General features: G+C 65.1%; 20 protein-coding genes. 15 read left to right on the forward strand and 5 right to left on the reverse strand.

The window, feature by feature from the left end; genetic code table 11:
• Positions 1-7: 7 nt before the first annotated feature.
• From P3H15_RS05440 to P3H15_RS05470, 7 genes are all read left to right on the forward strand, one after another.
• Positions 8-1,111 (forward strand): iron-siderophore ABC transporter substrate-binding protein, encoded by a 1,104-nt coding sequence (locus P3H15_RS05440; RefSeq protein WP_276136302.1) that lies wholly within the window; start codon positions 8-10, stop codon positions 1,109-1,111.
• Positions 1,112-1,137: 26 nt separating this feature from the next.
• Complete coding sequence (gene entS, locus P3H15_RS05445; protein WP_276136303.1) at positions 1,138-2,439, forward strand: enterobactin transporter EntS; 1,302 nt, start codon at positions 1,138-1,140, stop codon at positions 2,437-2,439.
• Positions 2,436-4,055 carry a (2,3-dihydroxybenzoyl)adenylate synthase gene (locus P3H15_RS05450; RefSeq protein WP_276136304.1) on the forward strand — a complete coding sequence of 540 codons (1,620 nt, stop codon included), beginning with the start codon at positions 2,436-2,438 and terminating at the stop codon, positions 4,053-4,055. Before entS ends, P3H15_RS05450 begins: the two co-directional genes overlap by 4 nt.
• Positions 4,052-5,437 carry a salicylate synthase gene (locus tag P3H15_RS05455; RefSeq protein WP_276136305.1) on the forward strand — a complete coding sequence of 462 codons (1,386 nt, stop codon included), beginning with the start codon at positions 4,052-4,054 and terminating at the stop codon, positions 5,435-5,437. Before P3H15_RS05450 ends, P3H15_RS05455 begins: the two co-directional genes overlap by 4 nt.
• A 9-nt stretch (positions 5,438-5,446) precedes the next feature.
• A complete protein-coding gene (locus P3H15_RS05460; protein ID WP_276136306.1) occupies positions 5,447-7,318 on the forward strand; it encodes a siderophore-interacting protein in 1,872 nt (623 codons plus the stop codon).
• 307 nt (positions 7,319-7,625) lie between these two features.
• On the forward strand, positions 7,626-8,306 hold the full coding sequence (locus P3H15_RS05465; protein ID WP_276136307.1) for an MspA family porin: 681 nt from the start codon (positions 7,626-7,628) through the stop codon (positions 8,304-8,306).
• A gap of 85 nt (positions 8,307-8,391) precedes the next feature.
• Complete coding sequence (locus P3H15_RS05470; protein ID WP_276136308.1) at positions 8,392-9,075, forward strand: MspA family porin; 684 nt, start codon at positions 8,392-8,394, stop codon at positions 9,073-9,075.
• Positions 9,076-9,324: 249 nt separating this feature from the next.
• On the opposite strand, the gene P3H15_RS05475 is transcribed toward P3H15_RS05470, so the two are convergent.
• Positions 9,325-9,495: a hypothetical protein gene (locus tag P3H15_RS05475; protein WP_276136309.1), complete on the reverse strand. Its 171-nt coding sequence runs from the start codon at positions 9,493-9,495 to the stop codon at positions 9,325-9,327.
• Between the two features lie 111 nt (positions 9,496-9,606).
• Between P3H15_RS05475 and P3H15_RS05480 the strand changes: the two genes are divergently transcribed.
• Together P3H15_RS05480 and P3H15_RS05485 are read left to right on the forward strand one after the other, a co-directional pair.
• Positions 9,607-10,236, forward strand: coding sequence for a TetR/AcrR family transcriptional regulator C-terminal domain-containing protein (locus P3H15_RS05480; protein ID WP_276136310.1), 630 nt, complete (start codon positions 9,607-9,609; stop codon positions 10,234-10,236).
• Positions 10,237-11,157: 921 nt separating this feature from the next.
• Positions 11,158-11,415, forward strand: coding sequence for a tyrosine-type recombinase/integrase (locus tag P3H15_RS05485; protein WP_276136311.1), 258 nt, complete (start codon positions 11,158-11,160; stop codon positions 11,413-11,415).
• Positions 11,416-11,760: 345 nt separating this feature from the next.
• Here the strand turns inward: P3H15_RS05485 and P3H15_RS05490 are convergent, their stop codons facing one another.
• The 3 genes from P3H15_RS05490 to P3H15_RS05500 all read right to left on the reverse strand — a co-directional run bounded on the left by P3H15_RS05490 (position 11,761) and on the right by P3H15_RS05500 (position 16,022).
• Complete coding sequence (locus P3H15_RS05490; RefSeq protein ID WP_276136312.1) at positions 11,761-12,936, reverse strand: MaoC family dehydratase N-terminal domain-containing protein; 1,176 nt, start codon at positions 12,934-12,936, stop codon at positions 11,761-11,763.
• A 118-nt stretch (positions 12,937-13,054) separates the two neighbouring features.
• Positions 13,055-14,251, reverse strand: coding sequence for a CaiB/BaiF CoA-transferase family protein (locus P3H15_RS05495; protein WP_276136313.1), 1,197 nt, complete (start codon positions 14,249-14,251; stop codon positions 13,055-13,057).
• Between the two features lie 121 nt (positions 14,252-14,372).
• Complete coding sequence (locus tag P3H15_RS05500) at positions 14,373-16,022, reverse strand: class I adenylate-forming enzyme family protein (protein ID WP_276136314.1); 1,650 nt, start codon at positions 16,020-16,022, stop codon at positions 14,373-14,375.
• A gap of 248 nt (positions 16,023-16,270) precedes the next feature.
• On the opposite strand from P3H15_RS05500, the gene P3H15_RS05505 reads away from it, so the two are divergent.
• From P3H15_RS05505 to P3H15_RS05520, 4 genes are read left to right on the forward strand one after another with little or no spacing between them, the layout of a single operon-like run.
• Complete coding sequence (locus P3H15_RS05505; RefSeq protein WP_276136315.1) at positions 16,271-17,293, forward strand: ABC transporter substrate-binding protein; 1,023 nt, start codon at positions 16,271-16,273, stop codon at positions 17,291-17,293.
• Between the two features lie 5 nt (positions 17,294-17,298).
• The gene (locus P3H15_RS05510; RefSeq protein WP_276136426.1) at positions 17,299-18,057 is read left to right on the forward strand and encodes an ABC transporter ATP-binding protein; all 759 of its coding nucleotides are present in this window, start codon (positions 17,299-17,301) and stop codon (positions 18,055-18,057) included.
• Positions 18,054-18,902, forward strand: a complete 849-nt coding sequence (locus P3H15_RS05515; RefSeq protein WP_276136316.1) for an ABC transporter permease — start codon at positions 18,054-18,056, stop codon at positions 18,900-18,902. The genes P3H15_RS05510 and P3H15_RS05515 overlap by 4 nt, the downstream gene beginning before the upstream one ends.
• Positions 18,899-19,714: an IclR family transcriptional regulator gene (locus tag P3H15_RS05520; protein WP_276136317.1), complete on the forward strand. Its 816-nt coding sequence runs from the start codon at positions 18,899-18,901 to the stop codon at positions 19,712-19,714. The genes P3H15_RS05515 and P3H15_RS05520 overlap by 4 nt, the downstream gene beginning before the upstream one ends.
• 551 nt (positions 19,715-20,265) lie before the next feature.
• On the opposite strand, the gene P3H15_RS05525 is transcribed toward P3H15_RS05520, so the two are convergent.
• Positions 20,266-20,589: a hypothetical protein gene (locus tag P3H15_RS05525; RefSeq protein ID WP_276136318.1), complete on the reverse strand. Its 324-nt coding sequence runs from the start codon at positions 20,587-20,589 to the stop codon at positions 20,266-20,268.
• 576 nt (positions 20,590-21,165) lie between these two features.
• Between P3H15_RS05525 and P3H15_RS05530 the strand changes: the two genes are divergently transcribed.
• Positions 21,166-22,560: an NAD(P)/FAD-dependent oxidoreductase gene (locus P3H15_RS05530; protein WP_276136319.1), complete on the forward strand. Its 1,395-nt coding sequence runs from the start codon at positions 21,166-21,168 to the stop codon at positions 22,558-22,560.
• A 46-nt stretch (positions 22,561-22,606) separates the two neighbouring features.
• The gene (gene dapA, locus P3H15_RS05535; protein WP_276136320.1) at positions 22,607-23,500 is read left to right on the forward strand and encodes a 4-hydroxy-tetrahydrodipicolinate synthase; all 894 of its coding nucleotides are present in this window, start codon (positions 22,607-22,609) and stop codon (positions 23,498-23,500) included.
• The last annotated feature ends 2 nt before the right edge of the window (positions 23,501-23,502 follow it).

Here is a 23,502-nt window from a genome sequence, read left to right on the forward strand (position 1 = left end):
TGTTGGAGTGACAGGGATTTTGGAAACCGGGCTCGCCAGTCGACGCAGACGGGCCGGAGCCGGCCGCGTTCGCGGAATGGTAGCCGTGCTGGCCGCGGTCGGACTCGCAGTCGGGTTGGCGGGATGCAGTTCGAATGACGGGGCAGACGCCGCAGAGTCGTCTGCGGGGTCGAGTGACGCGTTCCCCGTGCAGATCGAGTCGAGTCTGGGCGTCGCCGACATTCAAGAAGCCCCCCAGCGGGTGGCCACGTGGGGATGGTCCAACCAGGACGCCATCCTCGCGCTCGGTGTCGTCCCTGTCGCGATGCCCACCTTCTCCGGACCGCAGTACGGTGCGAACGAGCAGGGAATCCTGACGTGGGACGCCGCGGCCCTCGACAAGCTCGGCGGCGAGCAGCCCACACTGTTGTCCGGTGACGGCACCGGTGAGGTGCCGGTGGAGCAGTTCGCGGCGGCCGACCCCGATCTCATCTTCGCTCCGTACTCCGGCATCACGCAGCAGGAGTACGACGCGTTGTCCCAGATCGCGCCGGTGGTTGCCTACCCGGACAAGCCGTGGACCGCGTCGTGGCAGGAACAGCTGACCATCGCCGGTGAGGCGCTCGGGAAGCAGTCCGAGGCGGCCGACCTCATCGACCACACCAATGCCACGATCGCTGATGTGGCCGCGAAAAACTCGGCTCTGCAGGGCAAGACGGTCAGTATCGCCCTTCCCAACGGCCCCGGCACCTTCGCGGTGAGCAAGAGTGCCGACGTGCGCGTCGAGTTCCTCGAGCAGTTGGGTCTGAAGAACGAGCCGACGATCCAGGAGGCCGACCCGACCAAGGATCCGGACGCCGTGTACTTCGAGCTCAGTTACGAGCAGGCGGCACTCCTCCGATCGGACGTGCTGTTCGTGGTGGCCTACGACAAGGAGTCCCTGAACTCCTTCCTCGCCGAGCCCGTGGTGGCGTCGCAGCCGGTCGTCGGGGACGGACGCACAGGGTCTACCAAGGACTTCAGTGCCGACAAGAACTTCGCGTTCGGCGGACTCACGGTCCTGACCATCCCCTACATCCTCGATGACGTCGCGTCCGTGCTGAACACCGCGGCCGGGAACGTCAACCGATAGCAGCCGGAAACGGCAGGAGGATCACGATGAGCGGCAACGCTCTGCTGGTGGATCTGTCGCCGCTGCGCGAGAGCCCGCCCTTCCGAAGCATTGTCATCGCACGCACCATCGCGGTCTTCGGGATCGGCATGCTGATCGTGGCAGTGCCGATACAGATCTTTGCACTGACAGGATCGACGGCGCACGTCGGATTCGCTTCCACGGCAACTGGTGTCGCCACCTTGATCGGACTGCTCACCGGCGGTGTGCTGGCCGATCGATACGACCGGCGACGACTGATCGTGTGGACCCGCGCCGTCTGCGGCTTCGCGTTCGTCGGACTCGCGCTCAACGCGGCGACCGCGGATCCGAGTGTGTGGGCCATCTACGCACTCGGGGCCGTCGACGGAGCGGTCGGCGCGGTGAGCATCACCGCGCTGCTCGCGGTCACACCGGCGCTCATCCCGGAGAACTCGTTCGCCGCAGCCGGAGCCATCAACGCGCTGACCGTCCAGCTCGGCATGATGGCGGCACCGGCACTCGGCGGCGTGGTGATCGCGGCCGCCGGGGTCACCTGGAATTACTGGGCGGCCGCGGCGGGCACCCTACTCACTGTTCCCCTGCTCATGACGCTGCCGGAACTGCGACCGGACGAGGCCGACACCGAGCCGCCGTGGGCGTCCCTCGCCGGCGGCTTCCGTTTCGCGATGAGCGAGAACACCGTGCGTTCCGTCCTGATCGTCGGGACCATCGCGCTGCTCGGCGGCGGTGTCGGGGTGCTGATCCCGGCGTTCGTCGAACAGCGCTTCGGCGGCGACCCGCGCGCCGCAGGCCTGCTGTATTCGGCCACCGCCGTCGGCGCAGCGCTCGGATCGGTGGGCAGCGGCTGGATCGGCGGTGCACGACGCAAGGGGTACACGCTCGTCCTCACGCTCGCCGCAAGCTTCGTTGCCCTCGCCGGGGTCGGGTTCGCGCCCGTCGTATGGGTGGCTCTCGTGCTGCTGGCCGTCGCGGGAGCGTTCGGGGCAATCCAGGAGATCGTGGCCTACACCCTCATCCAGACCAACACACCGGACCGACTGCTCGGCCGCACCAACAGCCTCTGGAGCGCACAGAACGTCTTCGGACTGTCCGTCGGGTCCGCGGTGGCCGGTCTCATCGGCACGGCCTTCGTCGCCTCGACGGCCCTGATCGTCTACGGCGCCATCATGGTGGTGCTGTCCCTGCTCGCGCTGGTGTCGCTCGCTTCGCTGCGCGGATACGTCGACCACACTCTCGACGCCGCAGCGTCGGACGCAACGCCACAATTCGCCGGCGCCGATACACCAGAATCCGAGGAACAACGATGACCACAGAACTCGCCGTGCAGCCCAACTTCATTGCCTTCGAGGACGACCGGGCGCAGCGGTATGTCGATGCGGGGCTGTGGCGCGGTCGGTCCATTCCCGCGGCGTTCGACGAGTGGGTCGACGCCCACGGACACCGTCGTGCCGTGATCGACGACGGCAGCGAGATCACCTACACCGAACTCGAAAGCCGGGTACGCACCACCGCAGCAGGATTCGCCGAGCGCGGGATCGCCCCGGGGGACCGTGTGGTGGTGCAACTGCCCAACACCACGGCCTTCGTCGTGGTGCTCTTCGCGTTGCTCGAATGCGGTGCCGTTCCGGTACTGACGCTGCCTGCCCACCGCGCCCGCGAGATCGTCCACCTGGCCGCACTGTCCGAGGCGACGGCGTACGTGACCACCGATGTCGACGGTGGATTCGACCACCGCGAACTCGCACGGGACGTCGTGGCTGCCGTGCCGACCGTGACGACCGTGATCATCGACGGCGACGCGGCGGAGTTCACACCGCTTGCCGACGTCCGGGCCACCGAACGCACCTTCGACCGCGCCGACTCACGTGATGTCGCGGTGTTGCTCGTGTCGGGCGGAACGACCGGGCTGCCCAAGCTGATTCCCCGCACCCACAACGATTACGAATACAACGCCCGGGCCAGCGCCGAGGTGTGCGCGCTGACAGCGGACGACGTGTATCTCGCCGTCCTTCCCGCCGCCCACAACTTTCCGCTCGCGTGTCCCGGCATTCTCGGGACGCTCGGTGCCGGTGCCGCGGTTGTCATGACGCGCGACCCGAGCCCCGAGCACGCCTTCGGGCTGATCGAGAAGCACGGCATCACCGTCACCGCCCTGGTGCCTTCACTCACGCATCTGTGGTGCGAGGCGACCGAATGGGAGACCGCGAACCTCTCGACGCTGCGACTGCTGCAGGTGGGAGGTGCCAAACTCACGCCGGAGGTGGCCAAACTCGTCCAGCCGACCCTCGGCTGCACGTTGCAGCAAGTGTTCGGCATGGCCGAAGGGTTGTTGAACTACACCCGCCTGACCGATCCCGACGAACTGCGGATCACCACCCAGGGGCGGCCGCTCTCGGAGTTCGACGAGGTCCGGATCGTCGACGAGCACGGACACGATGTCGCCGCCGGCACGGTGGGGGAGCTCCTGACCCGCGGTCCCTACACGATCAACGGCTATTACTCTGCCGCCGAGCACAATCGAACCGCCATCACCGCGGACGGGTTCTACCGCAGCGGCGACCAGGTCCGCATGCTCGAAACCGGCCACCTGATCGTGACCGGTCGAATCAAGGATGTCATCACCCGCGGGGGCGAGAACGTCGCCGCGGACACACTCGAGGACTTGCTGCTCACGCACCCGGCGGTCTCCCGGGTCGCGGTGATCGGGATTCCCGACCGAGATCTCGGGGAAAGCGTCTGCGCCGTCATCGTCGCCCGCGGGGCGCCGCCGACACTCGCCGATCTGCGTTCATTCCTGCTCGACTCCGGATGCGCCCGCAACACCCTGCCGGATCGCACCGTCAGCCGCCCCTCACTTCCGATGACGGCGGTCGGAAAGATCGACAAGAACGCGTTGATCGCCGACGTAGGGAGCCGATCGTGACCACGCCGACGGTCGAGGAACTCGACGCCGCTGTCGGGCTCGATCCGTCGACGGACGCTGATCTGCTCGACCGGGACCTGACCCGTGTCATCGCCCTGACCGAAGCCGGACTGTTCGACGACTATCTGGTGTACGAGAACCGCGGCAACTGGGTGATCGCCGCCGACATCGCCGGCGCGGTCGTCCTAACCACCCGGACCGTGACCACCACCTGGGACGGTGAACACAGCGTCACCCCGTGGTCCGGCGATCCGGCCGCGGCCCTGCAGCGTGCCTTCGCCGCACTCCCGGTGCCGCAGTGGAATGCTGTCGGCTGGGTCGGCTTCGAATTCTCCGCCCACACCCAGGTCGCGCCGGACGCACGGCGTCACGGCGACACCACCCTTGCGCACCTGTTCGTCCCGCGGATCGAGATCAGGTTCGGACGATCCACCGGCGACGACGTCCTCGTCACCGGAGGTACCGCCGCCGAGAAGACCGCCATTGCTGCTGCGCTGCAGCGGGTTCGCCCGTCGCAGCCACCACCGCAGGCAAGCACCGTCGATATCTCGACGGACACCGACCACTACCGCGCCCGTGCGAGCGCGGCGATCGACGAAGTGCGCCGCGGCGAGTACGCGAAAGTCATCCTCTCCCGCACCGTCCCGATCCCATTCGAGGTGGACCTGCCCCACACCTACCGCGCAGGACGCCTGGCCAACACACCGGCCCGCTCATTCCTGCTCGATATCGGCGGTGTCGCCGCCGCGGGCTTCAGCCCCGAACTCGTCGTCGCCGTCGACGAACAGCGCATGGTCTCGGCCGAACCGCTCGCCGGCACCCGCGCCTTCGGCCAAGGCCCCGAACAGGACGCCGCGGCACGCCGCGATCTCGAGCAAGACCCGAAAGAACTCGCCGAGCACGCGGTCTCGGTTCGCACCGCGTTCCGCGAGGTCGCCTCCGTCGCCAGCAACGGATCGGCCGCGGTCACCGACTTCATGAGCGTGCGCGAGCGAGGCAGCGTGCAACACCTGGCATCGACCGTCCGGGGTAGGCTCCGTGACGAATTATCCTCGTGGGACGCGTTTGCAGCGGTCTTCCCGGCCGTCACCGCATCGGGCATCCCCAAACGAGAGTCGATCGAGGCGATCACGCGCCTCGACGACGACGAACGCGGTCTGTACTCGGGAGCGGTGGTGCGCACCTCGTCGGACGGAACTCTCGAGGCCGCACTCGTCCTGAGAGCGGTGTACCAGCAGCAGGGACGTGCCTGGCTCCGGGCCGGAGCCGGTATCGTCGCCCAGTCCACACCGGAACGCGAGTTCGACGAGACCTGTGAGAAGCTCGCCAGCGTGGCACCGTATCTCGTTCGGCGGCCGAGCAATCACGACACGGAGAAGTGAGAGGGACACGTGGCCAGATCGCATCGCCAACAGCTGGTTCAACCCGAGGTGATCCGGCGGGCCACCGTCGTCGACACCTTCGACGTCACCACCGGAATGCGCCGCGTCGTCCTGAGCGGCGAGGAACTGGCGGCGTTCGAACGGGACGGCTTCACGTTCCCACCGCTCCGCAGCGCGGGATTCGACGACTTCGTCCGGCTGTTCTTCCCCACCGAGTCCGGCGAGGTAGTGCTGCCGCACCAACGTGAACGGTCGGTCGAGTGGCCACGTGAGCCGAAACCCGTCACCCGCAACTACACTGTGCGCCGGTTCGATCCCGACACCGCCGAGCTGACACTCGATTTCGTCACCCACGACACCGGGGTCGCCTCCACCTGGGGTCGCCGGTGTCAACCCGGCGACACCATCGACCTCCTCGGCCCGGTCCGATCCGGGCTGGCACCCCTGAACGTCGACTGGGTGCTCGTCGTCGGCGACGAGACGGCATTACCCGCCATCGCGCGCTGGCTCGAGGAAATGCCGGCGGGGCTCGATGCCCGCGTCGTGGTCGAAGTCGCCTCCGCCGAGTACCGCCTCGAGCTGCCGAGTGCCGCGTCCGTCACGCTCACCCGGGTGGACCGGGGCGAGCGACCGGCCGGGGACGGATCAAACCTCGAAGCAGCGGTCCGCTCGGTGCCGTGGCGCGACGGATCCGTGTTCGCGTGGGTGGCCGGAGAATCGACATCCCTCAAGGGCATTCGCAGCTACTTGCGCAACGAGCGCCGGATGCCGGCCGAAATGGTCGACATCACCGGGTACTGGCGGCGCACCGACGTCGTGACCCGCGCCGACGACCCCGCCGTCCCCGACCTCGCCGCAGCACCACCGGAGCCGTTCGACAAACTCTCCGAACGGGCGGAAATCGTGTCGCCGTTCGCGATCCGGGCCGCGAACACGCTCCGCATCCCACACCACGTGGCCGACGGCGCCCACGACCTGGACGAGCTGGCCGCCCGCACCGACGCGGACCCCCGCGCTCTGGCGAAGTTCGTCCGCTACCTGATCACCGCGGAGGTCCTGACCCGCAACACCGACGGTGCACTCGCGCTCGGCGACGTCGGTGAGGCAATGCTCGGAGACGAATGGGTGTCGAACTGGCTCGACCTCAACGGGATCGAAGCACGCGTCGAACTGTCCATCACCGGGCTGGTCGGTGCAGTGAGGTCGGGTTCGGCGGCGGTCAGTGCCATCACCGGCCGCACGCTCGAGGAAGATCTCGACGCGCATCCGTTGCTGGCCGAGAAGCATCACCATCACATCGCCGACGAGGCGACCTTCCTGGGGTCCGCCCTCGCCGCCGAGTACCCGTTCACCGACCTGCACCGGATTTGTGTGTCCGGCAGCGGATCGGGAGTCGTCCTCAGCGCCGTCCTCGGATCCGAGGAGAAGCTCGAGGCGACGATCGTGGGCATGCCGAGCGAACTCGAACGTATCCGCGCCGATCTCGACCCCGCAGTCTCCGAACAGGTCTCGTACCTGCCGCAGAGCGTGCTCACCCCCGTCGACGCCGACCCCTTCGACGCCTACCTCCTGCTCGAGGCGACCGGGAGACTGCCTGACAACGACCTGACCCTCTTGCTTCGTACCGCGATCGACGCAGTGGGACCGGAAGGCAGGCTCGTGGTCGTCGAACGGCTACTCGACGAGGGAACCGACGCGGCACCGCTGACCGAGGAGACCGCCGAGTTCGATCTACTCATGCTCTGCATGCACGGCACCGGTGTGCGCACCGAGTCCGAGTTCGCCGCAGTCGCAGCAGATGCGGGTCTCGTGGTGGCCGCGTCGCGGCTCGTCGGCTGGGGAATCGCCGTTGTGGATCTGTGTCGTCAGCCGATCGGGTGACGGTGCGAGCCCTGACATCCGTCTGACGATCCCGGGGGATTCGTCACGGCTGCGGCATCGAATACCGTTGACGCATAACGGTATCGGAGCATAACGCCCACCCCAGCCGGGTCGATGGGCTCACCGGGTCGGCCTGCGCGCGGCGGTGCATGTGTCCCGCACCGTTTCGCGTGCGGCGTGACGCGCGCCACGTTTCCCCTCGCCGGCGCATTGTTAGGTTATGCTACCCAACGTTCGATCGCAGTGATGTGAACACTGCCGAAACCTCGTGTGAAATCACGACTTTGAGAAAGTTCTGAGGGAACGAATGATGAAGAACCCCACGTCCGGCCTGCGCCGCGGTGCCCGCATCGCGTGCCTGGGCGCTGCCGCGGCCGTGCTCGGTGTGATGTCCACCGGTGTGGCGAACGCGGACACGTTTATCCCGCTGCCGGACGGGTCGAAGGCGGGTCCGAATGCGACAGTGACGCGGACGGCGGAGAGCGCGCTGGTCTCACCGTCGTTGGCCGCCAACGGCGCCGGTCGTGTGGCGTGGGTGTCGGGCACGGTGACAGTCGATGTCAAGGGCATCGCGGAGGTTACCGAGGTTGCCGACTACAACGGAACGGTGAAGACCGACGGCACGTACAACGGTACGAACGCCACCTCGACGCACGGTGTTTCGCGGGTGTCGACCGGTTACATCGTGGGTTGCCAGGTCGATATCACGGGTCTGTCGGCGTCACCGTCGTTCTCGGCGGATCTGGACTCGCTGTCACCGAGCATGGGGCTGTCGGTGCCGCTGAGTTCCGGTGAGGTCAAGTACGTGCCGGTGTCGGGCAGGGACATCAAGAAGGACGGCGTGTACGCGCTGCAGTACCAGGACACCGAACTGCAGATTCAGAAGTGCGGTGGCTTCGCGCAGGCGCGCGCGTACACGGTCGTGGAGATCGTGGGCAACGACTACTCGAAGACCGTTCTCTACGGTGCGCCGTTCAGCATCGGCTGATCTCGGTCGCGTCCTGACGTAGGCCTCCTTTCCCCCCTTCTTTTCTTGCACGTGCGGACTTTTCTATCTCCCTGAGAGGGAAACAATGATCATCAACCGTAAGAATGGTGTGCGTGTGGCGGCGGTCGGTGCTGCCGCCGCCGCGACCATGGGCTTCTTCTCCGTCGGTGCGGCGAACGCGGACACGTTCGTGCCGCTGCCCGGTGGCACACTCACGCAGACGCTGGCGGACGGCACCGTGGTGACGGTGAACCTGACCGAGGAGAGTGCGAACATCTCCCCGTCGCTGGGGTCGACACCGCTGCACCGCAACGTCTGGGTCTCCGGCAAGGCCTCGGTCGTTCTCGAAGGTGACGGCGCCAAGGGTGCTGTGATCGCACCCGGCTACGTGCTTGCCTGCCAGGTCGACTTCGGCGCCAACGCCGGCGGCACGACGGGAACCGACCTGTCCATCGATGACGGCACCGGAAATCTGGTGTCCGGCCCGCTCGCCGGCGGTACTAGCGGTGGCATCACCCTCGGACCCGGTGAGGCGAAGGCAGTCAGCATCCTCGACATCGAGAGCGCAGACTCCTACGGCGCCGAACAGCATTCCGGAGCAAATTCGTTCATGGGCAAGTCCGGCTCGGTTACCTGGAGCGACTCCACCCTCGGAGTGAGCGGTTGCGCAGGCTACGCGCAGGCTCGCAGCTACGTTCAGGTCGGCATCAACACCGACAACGTGACCAGCAGCATCACCCTCTGGGGTAAGCCCTTCAGCATCGGCTAACTCGCCGATCCACCGCCGACGTTCCACGGATGGCGGACCCAGCCGGCCGATGCAGAGTTGTTCCCTCATCAGGACTTGCGCGTCGGCCGCCTGGGTCCGCCATCCATTCTTGTTCGTGCGAGCGCAATAGTGCCTTCGGCCGCGCACCGAGAATGGTGCGCGAATCTGCGAGTGGCACAACAAAAGGCTGGTGAACCGGGTTAGTCGGAGAAGCCGCCGGCCGACCGACGCTCCGCACATCGTGGCGAGTCATGCGCGGTAAGGCTCCTGGCTCGCGTCCTTCACGATGCGGTCGCCGATGTCGAGTTCCTTCCAGAGCGTGCGATTGACCCTGACCTTCGCGGTCCGGTCGTCGTCGGTGCGGACGGTGACCCTTCGGTAGAGGTTGGAGCCGTCCAGCAGCCCGCGTGACTTCCTCACGACGGTGCCCCTCCAGACGTCTTCTCGTTTCATGTCGTTCCCTTCGCTCGGTCGGACACCCCCCAAGATTATCGTTGATAATCTTGCCGTTCAAGGTATACGTTGACGCTCATGCCGTACCCGCGACGCACGGACCGGGATTCGATCGTGTCGGCTGCGATCGAGTTGATGCAGGAGCGTGGACTGGACAGCGTCTCGCTGCGAGCGATCGCGGCTCGCCTCGGCATTCGTCAGCCTGGCCTCTACCACTACTTCGGCGGCAAGACCGAGTTGCTCGACGCCGTCGCGGAGGAGATCCTGTGCCGTTGGCACACCGACCGTCTTCCCGCCGACGGTGAGCGCTGGGACGAGTTCGTTTCCCGGAACGCGCGGAGCCTGCGCCGTGCCATGCTGAGCGTCCGCGACGGCGCCCGACTGATCGCGTCGACGGGCTCGCGAAGTCCGAGTCTCGATACCGCGATCGAGCAGATAGCGCTTCTGGAGGATGCGGGCTTTCGCGATACGGACGCCGCCCTGGCTCTGATCGCCATCTCGCGGTACACCATCGGTTCGGCGATCGAACAGCAGACGGCGCGTGACGGGGGTGAGATCGTTGTCGCCACCGATCGAACCGACGCGGCAGCGTCTCACTTTGTCGACATCGCACAGCGAGTCGTCGCCCTCGGCCAGGACCACGAGTTCGACACCGGCCTCGCGGCCCTCCTCCGTGGATTCGACCCCACATCGCGCTCGACGCACTGAGCATCACCAGATCAGTCTGCATGGCCGCACTCTGGCTCATCGAGTGCTATCCCGGTGGGGTGTCGGGCTGTGTCCATTCGTACGCCTATTGCCGCAGTCGCTTTCGGCGCAGCAGCGTGTGAGTGTGGTGGGGGGGCAAGATGGGCGCCGGCGGACAGTGCCCAGACTGCGGAGGCTGCGGTCGCCGCGAGGGCCGTGTTCTGCCGGCTGCCGGGGATCGGTCCGGTGAGGTTGCCATCGGCGCCGATGCTGATGATGATCTGTTGACCGGACTACCGGGCGACACGCGCGGTTCCTTCGCCATGGATGCGTCGTCAAGTCGGTAGACATCACCTCGAACTCGGAGAGCCGGAGTGCAGTCGTTCGACAACGTGGAGCGGGATATCCGATCGATCAGGTTGCCACGATGGGGTCGCGTCGGTCGCGCGGAGGGACTGGTGCCCTGGCTTGTGGTCGACGACGCCGGGATGCCGGTCGAGCCGATCCGGCGACACCTCACAGACTTTGTCGCACAGGACAACGGCCCCGAATCTGTGCGAAGTTACGCGTACGGTCTGTTGCGGTGGTGGCGCTGGCTACGTGCGGTCGGCGTGGAATGGGGCCAGGCCACGCCGGCCGAGGGCAGGGGCCTGGTGTTGTGGCTGACCCAGGCCGCCAAACCTGGTGGTCGCCGCGCACGCGGGCGCGGTCAACCTCGTCACCCGTAAGCGGTATTCGCGTCCGGGTGACCTGCACGGGCACTCGCGCCGAGCAGTGGCTCCCGGCCAGCCAAGACTCGTTCGTCTGGCTGCGTCTCTACCTTGCGGACCTCGGCGAAGCCCTTTCCCTGGACGAACCGATTTGGCAGACCCGCCGTCGGCGTGACCGCGGCGAGGGTCTTCGGCGCCATCCTCAGAACGATGAGACGTTGCGAACTGGACGATGCACGATCTGCGCCACACTGCCGCACTACGGATGGTCCGGGACGAGCACCTCTCGTCCCGCGACGTCCAGGTCATCCTCGGCCATGCCCGCCTGTCCACGACCGCCGACGTGTACATGATCGAAGACCACGCCGAGGTTGTACGCCGGGTTCAGCTGCATCTGGCCACCCGCGAACAAACTCCCACGCCCCCAGTCCAGGTGGCCGCTGGGTACGACGCGGCGGACCTGGCAGTACTTCTGGGAGGACTCCCGTGACGACGGCTTTCGCGGCGCCCGGTTCTTCGCCACAGATTCGGCCTCGACCAACGGCGACGATCCGACCGGGCCCGGTCCTCAAAAGGCACGCGGCCCTTCTCTGGGGGTGTGGAGTGCGGCGTAACCTGCCCTTCCGCTGGGGGTTATCCACTCCGTTCCGTATGGCGCCCCGGCACCGACGAAGGAGCTGTCGGCCAGGGTACAGCTCATCGACGACAGGTCCCTGCTCCCTTGATGGCGGTACCCCGGCCGGGTCGGGGCGGCGCTGAAGCGCGCAACCGCTCTGCACCCCTGACAGACAGCTCGGCTTCCGCATCTGACAGCCGTGGTGGTCGCCGGGATTGATCACCTTCGGCGTCGGCTGACCGGATTCTGCGCCGATGAACGGCTTGGCAGGGCAACTTTGGCGGTACCTGGCATCACGTCGATGCCGTGCTGGTTCTTGGCGAATGTACGCAGCTCGACGATGTGCTCACCATCGGGGTCCACAGCCTTGCCGACGACTTCTCCGCCCAATGTGACGACGTCACCGAGATACACGAAGCCGCGGTATTGTGCCGACACGCTCTTGATCCACCCGTCATCCCCCATCCAGTGCGTCAGGAGCTGGAGCTGCCAGCACTGACGCTGGAACCCTACGTCGTACTGATAGGTCACGCCCATCCCCCGCGCCGCTGACTTGTTGTAGTGCACGGCGTAGATCGGTTCTGAGGCGCAGGTCTCCGGATCGCGGTAAGTCCAGGCAGGATGCGCTTGGTAATCAGCGAGTGAGGCGGCGTGAGCCTTCAGCCGCGGAATGGGTGTGCCTCCGCCCGCGATGAATGCCACTTCATCGGTGAGCCCGATCGGCCCCTTGGTGAGACTGGTGATTTCCTCGCCGATCTCCACATCCTCCCAGAAGAGCGGCGCGGCACCTCGTGGTTTCTCACTCAGCACCTGTGCTTCGACCCTCTCGACCTCATCGATCGTCCAGGGGTGCGGGATCTCGGGAGTGGCGCGAAGGCTGCTGGTCGAGATCGCCTTGGTGCGCTCGTAGTTCATGACTTGCCAGCGAACCTCTGCGATCTTCTCGCCATTCTGGTTTGTGTACTCGTTTGTGAATTGATCGGTGACCATCTGGCCGGCGAACGTGGACGGCTGGGGACCGGTGAATCCGTCGTAACGGCAAGTGACAGTGACTTTGTCACCCCAGTAGATCGGGCGCAGGATATCCATCTGAGTCGCACAGTGGAACGATCCGAGACCGGGCCAACCGAACTGGAGTCCGGAAAAGCAGCCGATCACGAACGAGGGCGGTGCAACGGGGCCGCCGTACTTTGTCGTGGCGGCGTACTCGTGATCAGTCCAGAGTCGATTAATATCGCCGATTCCACCCGCGAACTTGGTGACGGCGATCCGGGTCGCTTCTTCGTTGTTGACCGAGTGGTCGATGCGCAGTTGCACACCGACTTTCTGCTTCATCCGGGCGATCATCTCGTCGTCGATGGCGGCATCCGGCAGGATTGCGGTCTTCTCGCTCATGTGAACTCCAGTTCTCTTGGATTGCGGCGTTAGCCGGCGGATGTCCCGTCGGCGTCGGGGGTCGGCATCGCAGCACGTCACTCGAAGTGACGGGTGCGATGCGGCTTCTTCGTGGCCGTCATGGTCGCCCGAAGGCTCCTCGGCTTCTCAACTCGTTCACCTCGTCCGTGCCGAGGTGAAGAAGCGTCTCGAGCACTTCCTCCGTGTGCTGACCCAACCTCGGCGCCGGAAACGGGGGTTGGGGTGTGGATTCCGCGAAACGCAGCGGGCTGTTGAAGAAGGTCGAGGTACCGCCGCCGGGCCGCGCGACGTCGTACAGAAAGCCCCGCTCGCGCATGCCTGCGTCACTCATGACGTCTCTGATCTCGCGAACCGGCGAGGCGGGCACGCGGTTCTCTTCGCACAGGTGACTGACCTCGTCGGCGGAGTGCGATCTAGTCCACGCAGCGACGATCTCATCGAGTTCGTCCTGGTTCCGGATGCGTTCGGCGGTCGTTGCCAACCCTGGCCTCGAGCTCAGGTCCGGGGAGTCCATTGCTTTCGTCAAGCGAGCCCACTGGTCGTCGGTGAGACACAGTATCGCCACCCATCCGTCCCGGGTGGGGTAGACGTTGTGGGGTGCTACCGCTTCCCCCGAATGATGATTGTGGGTGCGTGGCGGTCGCGTAACGTCACGCTCGAACATCCACGCCATGCTCGATAGCAGAGTGGGCACCAACGCTTCGATCATCGCCACCTCCACGACGCCGCCCCGGCCCGTGCGGCTCCGGGCCAGCAAGCCGCTCACTGCCGCCCCGTACATGTGGATGCCGGCGATGAAGTCGGCGACCGCGGGCCCCGCGCGGGTCGGAACGCCGTCAGGTTCACCGGTCAGGCTGAGGACGCCGGCGGCAGCCTGAATAGTCAGGTCCATCGCCGGTTTCCGGCGCGCCGGCCCAGTGCGACCGAACCCGGATCCGGAGGCGTAGATCAGTCGGGGATTGATCTCGAGTAGTTTTCCGGGCGAGCATCCGAGGCGCTCCATCGTGCCTGGGACGAAGTTCTCGAGGAGGATGTCTGCGTGTTCGACGAGCCGGTGAAGTAGCGCAACGCCGTGGCTGCTCTTGAGGTCGAGCACCACGCTTTGCTTGCCCGCGTTGAGCGCGCTGAAGGTGTAGCCGGTCTCTCCGGGCCGCTTGCGAACCGAGTCGCCGGTGGGAGGCTCGACCTTGATCACGTCAGCTCCGGCCCGCGCCATCAGGAAGCCGGCGTAGGGGCCTTGGTAAACCTGTCCCAGATCAAGGACGGTTACGCCTTCCAAGGGTGCTTCGATCATCGTCCCTCCTGAAGTTGGTGTCCGTATGAGATGGGGCAACAAGAGCAATCAAGGGTGTCGACGGCCAGCGCCTCGTCGCGGTCTTGTTTGTCTTGTACGCCGTGGGTCGTCCTCGTGTCCTTCACGTCATGGCCGGTCGAGTGTCGGGGCTCGGCCGGTCCTCGAATAGCTGAAGGAGCTCGCGCTTGAGGATCTTCCCCATGGCGTTGGTGGGCAGAGGATCGCGAACGATCTGCCAGTGCGCCGGTATCTCGAATCGCGCCAGGAGCGTGGAGGCGTGATCGGCGAGTTCTTGTTCATCGATGTCGTCCGAGCTCACCCGCACCACGACGGCCACAACTTCGCCCCATTCGGGGTCGCGTAGGCCCACGGCCGCGGCTTCCAACACCGCTGGGTGGGCATGGAGCACCGCTTCGACGCGCGCGGCCGAGATGTTCTCGCCGCCACGGATAATGATGTCTTTGCTGCGACCTTCGACCCACAGGAACCCGTCGTCGTCGATCCGACCGAGGTCGCCGGTCATGACCCACCCGCCCGAGTTGGCGGGCTCCTCGGCCAGTCCGTTCGGTGTCAGGTAGCCGAGCATCTGTGCTCCTGATCGCACACCTATCTCTCCACGGCCATGCTCGTCGGGGTTGTCGATGCGGATTTCGGCCCACGGCAGTGCCCGCCCGGCGGTACCGGGGCGTGCAGCGACGTCGGCGCCGGAGGCGGCTGTGACGGCTCCTCCGGCCTCGGTCAGCCCGTATCCAGTGTTGACACCGACCTTCAGACTCGGAATTGCCGTACGGAGTTGCTCGAGAAGTGACGGAGGTACCGGCGCGGCGCCCAGAGTTGCGGATCGGAGGGAGGACAGATCGCGGTGCGCGAAATCGGGGTGCGAGAGAAGGCGAGTCAGCGCGGTGGGCACCAGGAACAGGCTCCGGATCTTTTCGGTTTCCAAGATGCGGAGTACTTCGCCGGCATCGAAGCGACCGGACGAGAAGATCCGTTTGCTCCCTTCGACAAGGCTGCGCACGACACCATGAATTCCCCCGATGTGGAAGAGGGGCGCGGTGATGAGGGCTGTCGGTGCCGGCTCCCGTCGCACGACCCGATCGGTCTTGCCTGTCAGCGCCAGAAAGCCTTGGAGGTTGAGCGCGAAGGTGCGGTGGGTCAGCACGGCGGCCTTGGCGAACTCTGTCGTTCCCGACGTGAACACGACCGCAGCTGCATCGTTCGCCGCGACTTCTCGAGCCCGGTCATCGAGGAGTCTGGACCAACTGTCATCGACGTGCTTCTCGTCGAAGTCGATGTCGTCCAGACGCCACCGTTGCGCTCCTGATGGGAGCCTGTCCATCAACGACGAATCGACGACGGCGAATTGGCTTGTCGTGACAGCCAGCGCGTGGCGAACCTCCTCGCTGGTCCATGACGGATTGCCGAGGACGGGAACAGCCGCGGCCCGCCAGACACCCCACGCGGCGGCAACCCATGCGGCGCTGTTGCGTCCGTGAATGAAGACTCGGTCACCGCGATCGACCCCGTGCTGTGCGAGTGTCACCGCAAACCTGTCGGCGGAGCGGACGATATCCGCGAAGCTGACCGTAACCGACCCATCTTGGATGTGGATCAGGTCGCCCCATCGCGCCCCGATCTCTAGCAGGTCCGCGGTATTTGTAAGGCAGCCGCAGTGCGGTTCGTGAATGCCATCGTCGCAGTTCACCTCGTCGGTCGGTGCCAGCCATCGATTGATGGCGTCCTGAATTGCAGGGGGTGGGACTCGTTTCATACCGTCATCCGTCCTATATACGACATTTAGATCGCTTATACGACAGTTGCATGCCTGAGGCGTGCGCGTCAAGCCGCAATCTCCGACTGGCGTCAGGGCTGAAGCTCGTGCCGGTGAACCTCGGGAGTGGTTGAACCGCAACCCGTTAAGGCAATTTCAGGGGTGCCTGTTGACCGTGACCCGAGTCACTACTAGTCTCGCAGTTACGTTATTGGAGTCGTATATACGACAAAGGTGAGGATTGACCAATGAAAGCTCGCGGACTGAAGGCCACGCTTGCCTTCGTGATAGCAATGGCGGGATTGACCGCCTGTGGCACCGGCGGCGATCCAGCTTCCGATTCAGGAGCGATTCCCGTTCGGGTCCTGGCCACGACACCCAGCATGAACACGGGACTGCCGCTTGCCATGGTTGCTTTGGGCACGGCGGACGGTGCGGGCTTGGACATGAAATATGAGGCCGTCGGAGCTGCGAGTTCGACCGTGATCGCGGGCGTGATGTCGGGGGAGGCCGACTTCGGGGTGCTGGCACTCGCTCCGGCGATCGAGGCCATCCACACCGGTGCACCTATCGAGATCGTTGCTGGGACGGCGGAAGTGGCGTCGCTAATGGTCGTGTCGAATGATGTTGCCGAACGCTATGGAGACAAGTCCGTCGACGAGCGCCTGCGGGGACTCGAGGGTTTAACCGTCGGCACCGGTCCTGTCGGTTCGACGAACTACAACATCCTGCGCGCGGAGCTGAGTCGCGTCGGCCTGGATCCGGACAGAGACGTCACGATCATCGGGATGAGCGAGCCCACAGCCTTGGTCTCAGGTCTCAAACAGGGACAGTTCGACGCGGGCTTCTACGGGGCTGGTGCGCTGGAGCAGAACCTCGCAGATGGTGATGGGTCCGTGTACCTCACAGGCAAGGATCTCCCCACGGTCCAAGACATGATCGGGATCGGTGTTATCGGCCGGACTGATTACATCGCCAAGAACACCGACTCCGTGGAACGACTGCGTGCGGCACTGGCCGCTGCGACCGAGCAGATCACCGCGGATCCAGTCAATGCGGGCGAGAAGCTGCACACAAAGTTCTTCGCGGAGACGTCACCAGCAGCTTGGGCGATCACCTGGGAACTCGGACAGAGCGTCATGGTCGCGGACACGAAAATCTCCCAGGACGCTTACGAGAAGAACCTCACGCTCCTCGCGGCGGGCGGCTCATCGGTCGATGTGCCATTCGATGAAGCCGTCGCCGAAATCGCACGGAAGGACTCCAAATGAAGAGTATGATTGAGTTCTCCGACGTCAGCATCGGATTCGGTCAATCCGCCGATGTTCTCAGAAATTTCGATCTGGAGGTGCGCGAGGGCGAGTTCGTCTCGCTCCTCGGACCGTCGGGGTGTGGAAAGTCGACAACCCTGAACGTTCTGGCCGGCCTGCTTCAGCCCCGGCGGGGTGCGGTCACCTTCGATGGCAGTCCGATCCGCGGGGTGAACACCGCAGCGGGTTACGTCACCCAGGATGACACGCTCCTGCCGTGGCTGACGATCGCCAAGAATGTCGGGCTACCGCTGAAGTTGCGCAAGGTCGGCCGACGAGAGATCGAAGACCGGGTGGAAAGCCTCCTGGCGCTCACGGGATTGGAGAGTGCAGGTCCACTCTTCCCCTCGCAGCTGTCCGGCGGAATGAAGCGGCGCGCGCTGCTCGCGCGTGCACTGATCTATCGCCCGGCACTCCTGATGATGGACGAGCCGTTTGCGGCGCTCGACGCCCAGCTGCGCACAGAACTACACGCGGAGTTGCTCAGGATTGTTCGCGCGGAGAACACAACGACGCTGTTCGTCACCCACGACATATTCGAAGCCGGCATTCTCTCCGACCGAGTGGTGGTCGTTGGTGATCGACCCGGACGCGTTGTCGCCGATATTCCTGTGCCGTTCGGGGCGGTACGAGATGTCCACACCCTGCGCTTCGAACCAGAGTTCAACGTACTCGAGCGCACACTCCATTCCGCGCTCGCCTCAGCACGGAAGGTTGATGCATGATGTCATCGCACGTAGCCGCCCTGCCCACGACTCCCAGTCCGTCAATGGTCGTCGACGACCACGACATACCGCGCCGGCCGCTGTCCGAATCGCCGATCACGTTGTTCATGGCCCGTCTATTCGTGCTGGTGGCCGCACTTGCCGCATGGGAACTCTGTTCTGACACCGTGGTCGACAGCTTCTACATCTCGTCGCCCAGCCGAGTGGCGCCGCTGCTGTGGACATGGATCACCGACGGCACCCTCTGGTACCACGCACGAAGCACCTTGTGGGCGGCGGCCGTCGGCTTCACCGCCGGCGGCATCATTGCCGTTGTCGCCGGGTACGTCTTCGCGCAGTGGAAATTTGTCGCGAGCGTGTTGGAGCCGTTCATCACGGCGATCTACGGTATCCCGAAGATCGCGTTGATCCCGCTCCTGATCGTCTGGTTCGGACTCGGCTTCCAGCTGCAAGTGATATGCGTAGCGATCGTCACGTTCTTCCTGATGTTCTACAACACGTTCTTCGGAATTCGTGAGGTCAACCATGCGCTGATCGACCAGATGCGGGTGATGGGGGCGAATCGCTGGAACATCGCGGTGAGGGCCAAACTGCCGTCCGCTCTCGTCTGGGTCGTCGCCGGTCTCAAGATCACCGTCCCCCAGGCGCTGATCGCCGTGGTCGTCGCTGAGATGTTGGCCTCCAACCAGGGCCTGGGGTACCTCCTCACACGGAGTGCGAACCAGTTCAATACCACGGGAGTGTTCGCTGCGATCATTGTCCTAGTGGCGGTCAGTTTCACAGTCGACCGCGTTGTCTCACGACTCACCCGTCGTGCAATGCAATGGAAGGAGGCACGGTCGTGACCACACTCTCGTCCGACTCGCACTCGGCCAGCTCGAAGGATCCGGATCCGAGGGCAAAGGACGATCGATTGTCGCGAGATGGAATACCACATCGCACGATCGATCGAGTCACCGAGATCATGGAGCATGTGGCACACAGCGCGGACGGACTCACCCTCGCGGAACTCGTACAGATCACCGGAGGCGCGAGGACCTCGATCCATGGGTTCGTCTGGGGACTGGTGTCGGCGGGATGGCTATTCGCCGAGGGAAATCGTTTCTACCTGGGTCCAGTCACGTTCAGCTTGACGCTCGGTCAGGAGCGCCTCCAGTTCGACGACTTCAGTCTGGAGGACCTTCAGCGCGTCAGTGACCGGGCAGGCACCAGCGCGTTGCTCGCGCTCCGCGTTGGTACCTCGATCGTGTACGTCGGCAGGACGAGCCCGGATGGCTCGACCGCGAACTGGTGGCAGCGACGACAGCATGGCTGGAAGTCCCTGCGCAGGCCTCTGTTCGACACCGCTGCGGGACGTGCGCTCGTGGCTGCACAACCGGACAGCACCATCCGGCTTCTCATCGCCAACACAAGTGCCGACCAAGCCGACGCCGCGGACGAGTTCCTCCGGCAGATCGACGATATCCGCGACAAGGGCTACAGCCTCAATGAGCACCCCGACAAGGATCTCAGCGGGCTTGCGGTAGCGGTCCGAGATCGTCACGGAGAGCATCCGGTGGCCGCGATCGCGCTCGTGGGACCCGTCGCTGTGGTGCGTGAGCGGCGTGACGAGCTGGTGGCCATCTTGAAGGATGCAGCGAATTGCCGACAAAGATGAGGCCAGCGCACGTGGGTGTGACACGCGGACGGGCGATTCTCACCTGCTCGCTCTGGGGCGCCGCTGAATGCGTATCAGCGGCGCCGATACTTCCCGGCGCCGGATGACATCCCGGCCGTTGTCGTCGACACCGCGCGCGGCGTGCTGGACCTGCCCGACTGTGTGAGCACGGAGACGGACTCGGACCGCGCCGCGAAACGGCACAGTGCGGTGTGTCAGCGGGGTGGATGTTTGACAAAGGGGGCGATGTATTTGGCGTTGTCGCGGGCGGCGAGGGCGCTCCAGCGGGTCGCGGAACTAACGGAGATGCCGAGTAGGTCCGCCAGTATGGGTGCGGGCAGATCGGCGGCGAGTGTCGCCAACGCAGCGTGCAGGCCATGGGCTTCGCGGTTGCGTCGACGCAACCGACACTGACATTATGTGGGTGCCCGAGGCAGTAGCCGAGGGAAGTGGTTCGTGTGGGAGGTCTCCGGGGTGTCAGTACCCCTGTAGGCAGCCCCACCTAGCGGTTTCCAGCCTTGCCGCGCCCCTACACATACGACGAACGCCCCTCACTCCTCGAGGGGCGTTCTCGTGTTTCTACACCCGCACGACGTGATGCGGTGCGCGATCTTCGCCCCCATGCTGCCGCCTCGGCCCCACGCCCAGGCATGGACGTCGGGCAACCGTAAGAGCGGGTTGCCCGGCCGGTCGTGGCTGTACCGGGACGGGGCCCCGGCGCCGAGTTCGTCGCGGATGATGCGGTTGTCCTCGTGGTCCTGATCGCATGACTCGATGATCGGGTTCGTCGCCGGCATCTGCGCCAGATCCCGCACCGCGGCAGCCAGGGTGACGTCGCGGGCCTGGCGTTCGTTGACCTTCCGCGAGCTCATCATCTAGATCCGGCTGGTCGCCTCCAGCCGGGCGACCTCGGCGACGATCTTAGGTGCCGGCTTCTTCCCGACACCGGTCTTGTGGATGCGGGGTGTCCGGGTGGGCGGAGCGCGTTCATCTGCTTCCGTAGCGCTGTGAGGTCGCCGGTCACCGCACACAGGGCGTACTCGCCCCGTGTGGATTCGTCGATGAACGCATGCACGCGGAGCAGTCTCTCACCCGCTCGCGACAACCTCGAACAGGTTGCATTCACGTTCGGTGTCTCGCTGCATCAGGAAGATCGCCTCGTAGTCCGGAAAAGGGTGTTTGTGCCTTCCTGACCGGACAGTCAGTTCGCCACAGTCTGCGAAATCGCCGAAATTTCCGCGATTCAGGATTGCGTGATCTGTGATCACACTTTAGTCTTAGGTGGTCCGGGTATGACGGGCATCACCATCACACCCGATGTGTGCGACTCGACCCGGCCTGGCTTTCAACGGCGCTACCGCAAGCCAGGACGGGCGTCCCGAAACAAGGATTCGCCAGCAACTCGCCGATGCCTCCGGTGGGGGACGCGGCGCTAGTCAAGGAGATACGAAGTGCGAGATGTAGTTGTTGTCGGCGCGGGCCTGGCCGGACTCTCTGCCGGTTGGCGGTTGCGTCATTGGGACACCCTTGTTCTGGAGTCCGACGAGCGCGTCGGTGGCCGTATTCGCTCCGAGCGTCGCGGGTCGTACTGGCTGAACTGGGGTGGCCACGTGTTCGCCGGCCCCGGTTCGTCGACCGAAGCCCTGCTCAACGAGGCCGGCGTCATGTCGGTCGACATTCCCGGGTCGCTTCAGGCGCTCTCCATGAACGGGAAGTTCCTGAAGAAGGGACACATCGCCACCTACCCGTTCCGGATACCGATGTCCCTGTCGGCGCGGATGGCGACCATGCGTGCCGGAATGAAGATCGTTGCGGGCGTCGGAAAGTACACCGGAGTGGTGCGGACGCGTGCCGGTGAGTCCGGCGCAATGCGACAGCAGCGAATCTACAACTTCGCGAACGACGAGTCGTTCCTCGATTTCGTCGGAGACCTGCCGGAGGATGCGGCCGCTCTGTTCAAGACCACCGTCACCCGGTCGGCCGGAAACATGGACCAGATCTCGGCCGGTGCAGGCATCGGATACTTCAGCTTGGTGCTCGGATTCGGACAGGGTCTGAGTCGCGGCATCGTCGGCGGACCCTCCACCCTCACCGAAGCCCTCGCCGCGTCGTTGGGTGAGCGCGTTCAGTTGGGTGCAGAGGTGCAGGAGGTCGTCCACAAGAAGGAATCGGTCGTCGTCCGCTACCGCCAAGACGGACGTGACCACGAGGTGGAGGCGCGAACCGTCGTTCTCGCCACGACCGCGGACGTGTCGCATCGCGTCGGGGTCGATCTGCCGCAGGAGTTGCGTGAAGCGCTCGCGCAGGTCAAGTACGGACCCCACGTCAGCTCGGCGTTCCTCACCGACGAGAAGACGAAGCAGCCGTGGGACGACATCTACGCCATCGCTGCCCCGAAGCGTTCCTTCGCCATTGCCCTGAACCAGGCAAGCATCGTGCGCGGCAGCGAGTCCGTACGGCAGCCGGGCGGCAGCTTCATGACGTTCTCGCCGGCAGCCCTGGGCCAGGCGCTGCTCGACAAGAGCGACGAAGAGGTCGTGCAGACGCACCTCGCCGATCTCGAGCAGATCCTCGGGCCCGGATTCTCCGACACGGTCGTCGAGGCCAAGGCTGCGCGATGGAAGAATGCGTCGCCCTACAGCTTCCCGGGCCGCGCGAAGCTGCAGCCCACGCTGACTCGTGGAGCGGGTCGCGTCTTCCTGGCCGGCGACTATCTCGGAACGCTCTACACGGAGACGTCGATCACCTCCGGGTTCTCCGCCGCACAAGAGGTGACGAGTGTGCTTGCCACACACCGTCAGACACTTCACAGCAGGCCTGTGGCCGCACAGGCCGCCAGCGCCTGACATTCCGCACACCCAACACCCGCCAACGATCCAGGAGTCACATTTCATGTCCAAGCAACTCAGCGGTGTCCTCACTGCATTGACCACCCCGTTCGACGCCGACGAGCAGATCGACGTGAACAAGCTGAAGGTCGTGGTGGACCGCTCGATCAAGGCGGGCGTGGACGGCGTCGTCGCCGCGGGATCGACCGGTGAGGTCGGGGCGCTGTCGTCGGACGAGCGCCTGCGGCTCGTCGACACGGTCATCGAACATGCCGGTGGCCGGGTGCCCGTCATCGCTCAGACCGGTGCCACGACAACTGCCGAAGCCATCCGGCTGTCCCGCGCCGCCGAGAAGTCCGGCGCTGACGTGCTCATGCTGATCACCCCGTTCTACGAGCCGCTCTCGACCGAAGAGACAGTGACCTACATCAAGGATGTCGCTTCGTCGGTGGAACTGCCGATCATGCTGTACAACATCCCCGCGGTCACCGGTGTGAACCTGGACCCCGCCACCGTTCGCTCGCTGGCCGAAGAGGTCGACAACATCCGCTACATCAAGGACTCGAGCGCGAACTGGGAACAGGCACTGCAGCTGATTCACCACCACAGTGACGTGATCGGCACGTTCATCGGCTGGGACTCCTACATCTACAGCGCTCTGGTCGAGGGTGCTGCCGGAGTCATGGCAGGTGCCGCGAACGTGGTTCCGGACGAGATCGTCGCAGTCAACCGGCTCATCGCCGACGGCGACCTGCACGGCGCGCTCGCCCAGTGGCGTGACCTGTACCCGGTGATCGATTCGATGATCTCCGTTCCGTTCATCTCCGCCGTCAAGGCGGGACTTGCTCTGCAGGGCGAGCCGGTCGGTGCTCCTCGTCGACCCACGGCCGAGCTCCCCGCCGAGCAGGTCGAGCGAATCGGACGGGCTCTGAAGAAGCTCGCTGACCGGAACGGGTAATC

The organism is Rhodococcus sp. T2V (assembly GCF_029269925.1).
Classification (GTDB): Bacteria; Actinomycetota; Actinomycetes; order Mycobacteriales; family Mycobacteriaceae; genus Rhodococcus_F; species Rhodococcus_F koreensis.

Coding starts and splice junctions, on each gene's coding strand:
- P3H15_RS05450 (WP_276136304.1), top strand. CDS start 2,436: ATGACCACAGAACTCGCCGTGCAGCCCAACTTCATTGCCTTCGAGGAC.
- P3H15_RS05505 (WP_276136315.1), top strand. CDS start 16,271: ATGAAAGCTCGCGGACTGAAGGCCACGCTTGCCTTCGTGATAGCAATG.
- entS (WP_276136303.1), top strand. CDS start 1,138: ATGAGCGGCAACGCTCTGCTGGTGGATCTGTCGCCGCTGCGCGAGAGC.
- P3H15_RS05525 (WP_276136318.1), bottom strand. CDS start 20,589: ATGATGAGCTCGCGGAAGGTCAACGAACGCCAGGCCCGCGACGTCACC.
- P3H15_RS05470 (WP_276136308.1), top strand. CDS start 8,392: ATGATCATCAACCGTAAGAATGGTGTGCGTGTGGCGGCGGTCGGTGCT.
- P3H15_RS05480 (WP_276136310.1), top strand. CDS start 9,607: ATGCCGTACCCGCGACGCACGGACCGGGATTCGATCGTGTCGGCTGCG.
- P3H15_RS05510 (WP_276136426.1), top strand. CDS start 17,299: ATGATTGAGTTCTCCGACGTCAGCATCGGATTCGGTCAATCCGCCGAT.
- P3H15_RS05500 (WP_276136314.1), bottom strand. CDS start 16,022: ATGAAACGAGTCCCACCCCCTGCAATTCAGGACGCCATCAATCGATGG.
- P3H15_RS05490 (WP_276136312.1), bottom strand. CDS start 12,936: ATGAGCGAGAAGACCGCAATCCTGCCGGATGCCGCCATCGACGACGAG.
- P3H15_RS05485 (WP_276136311.1), top strand. CDS start 11,158: ATGCACGATCTGCGCCACACTGCCGCACTACGGATGGTCCGGGACGAG.
- P3H15_RS05465 (WP_276136307.1), top strand. CDS start 7,626: ATGATGAAGAACCCCACGTCCGGCCTGCGCCGCGGTGCCCGCATCGCG.
- P3H15_RS05515 (WP_276136316.1), top strand. CDS start 18,054: ATGATGTCATCGCACGTAGCCGCCCTGCCCACGACTCCCAGTCCGTCA.
- dapA (WP_276136320.1), top strand. CDS start 22,607: ATGTCCAAGCAACTCAGCGGTGTCCTCACTGCATTGACCACCCCGTTC.
- P3H15_RS05495 (WP_276136313.1), bottom strand. CDS start 14,251: ATGATCGAAGCACCCTTGGAAGGCGTAACCGTCCTTGATCTGGGACAG.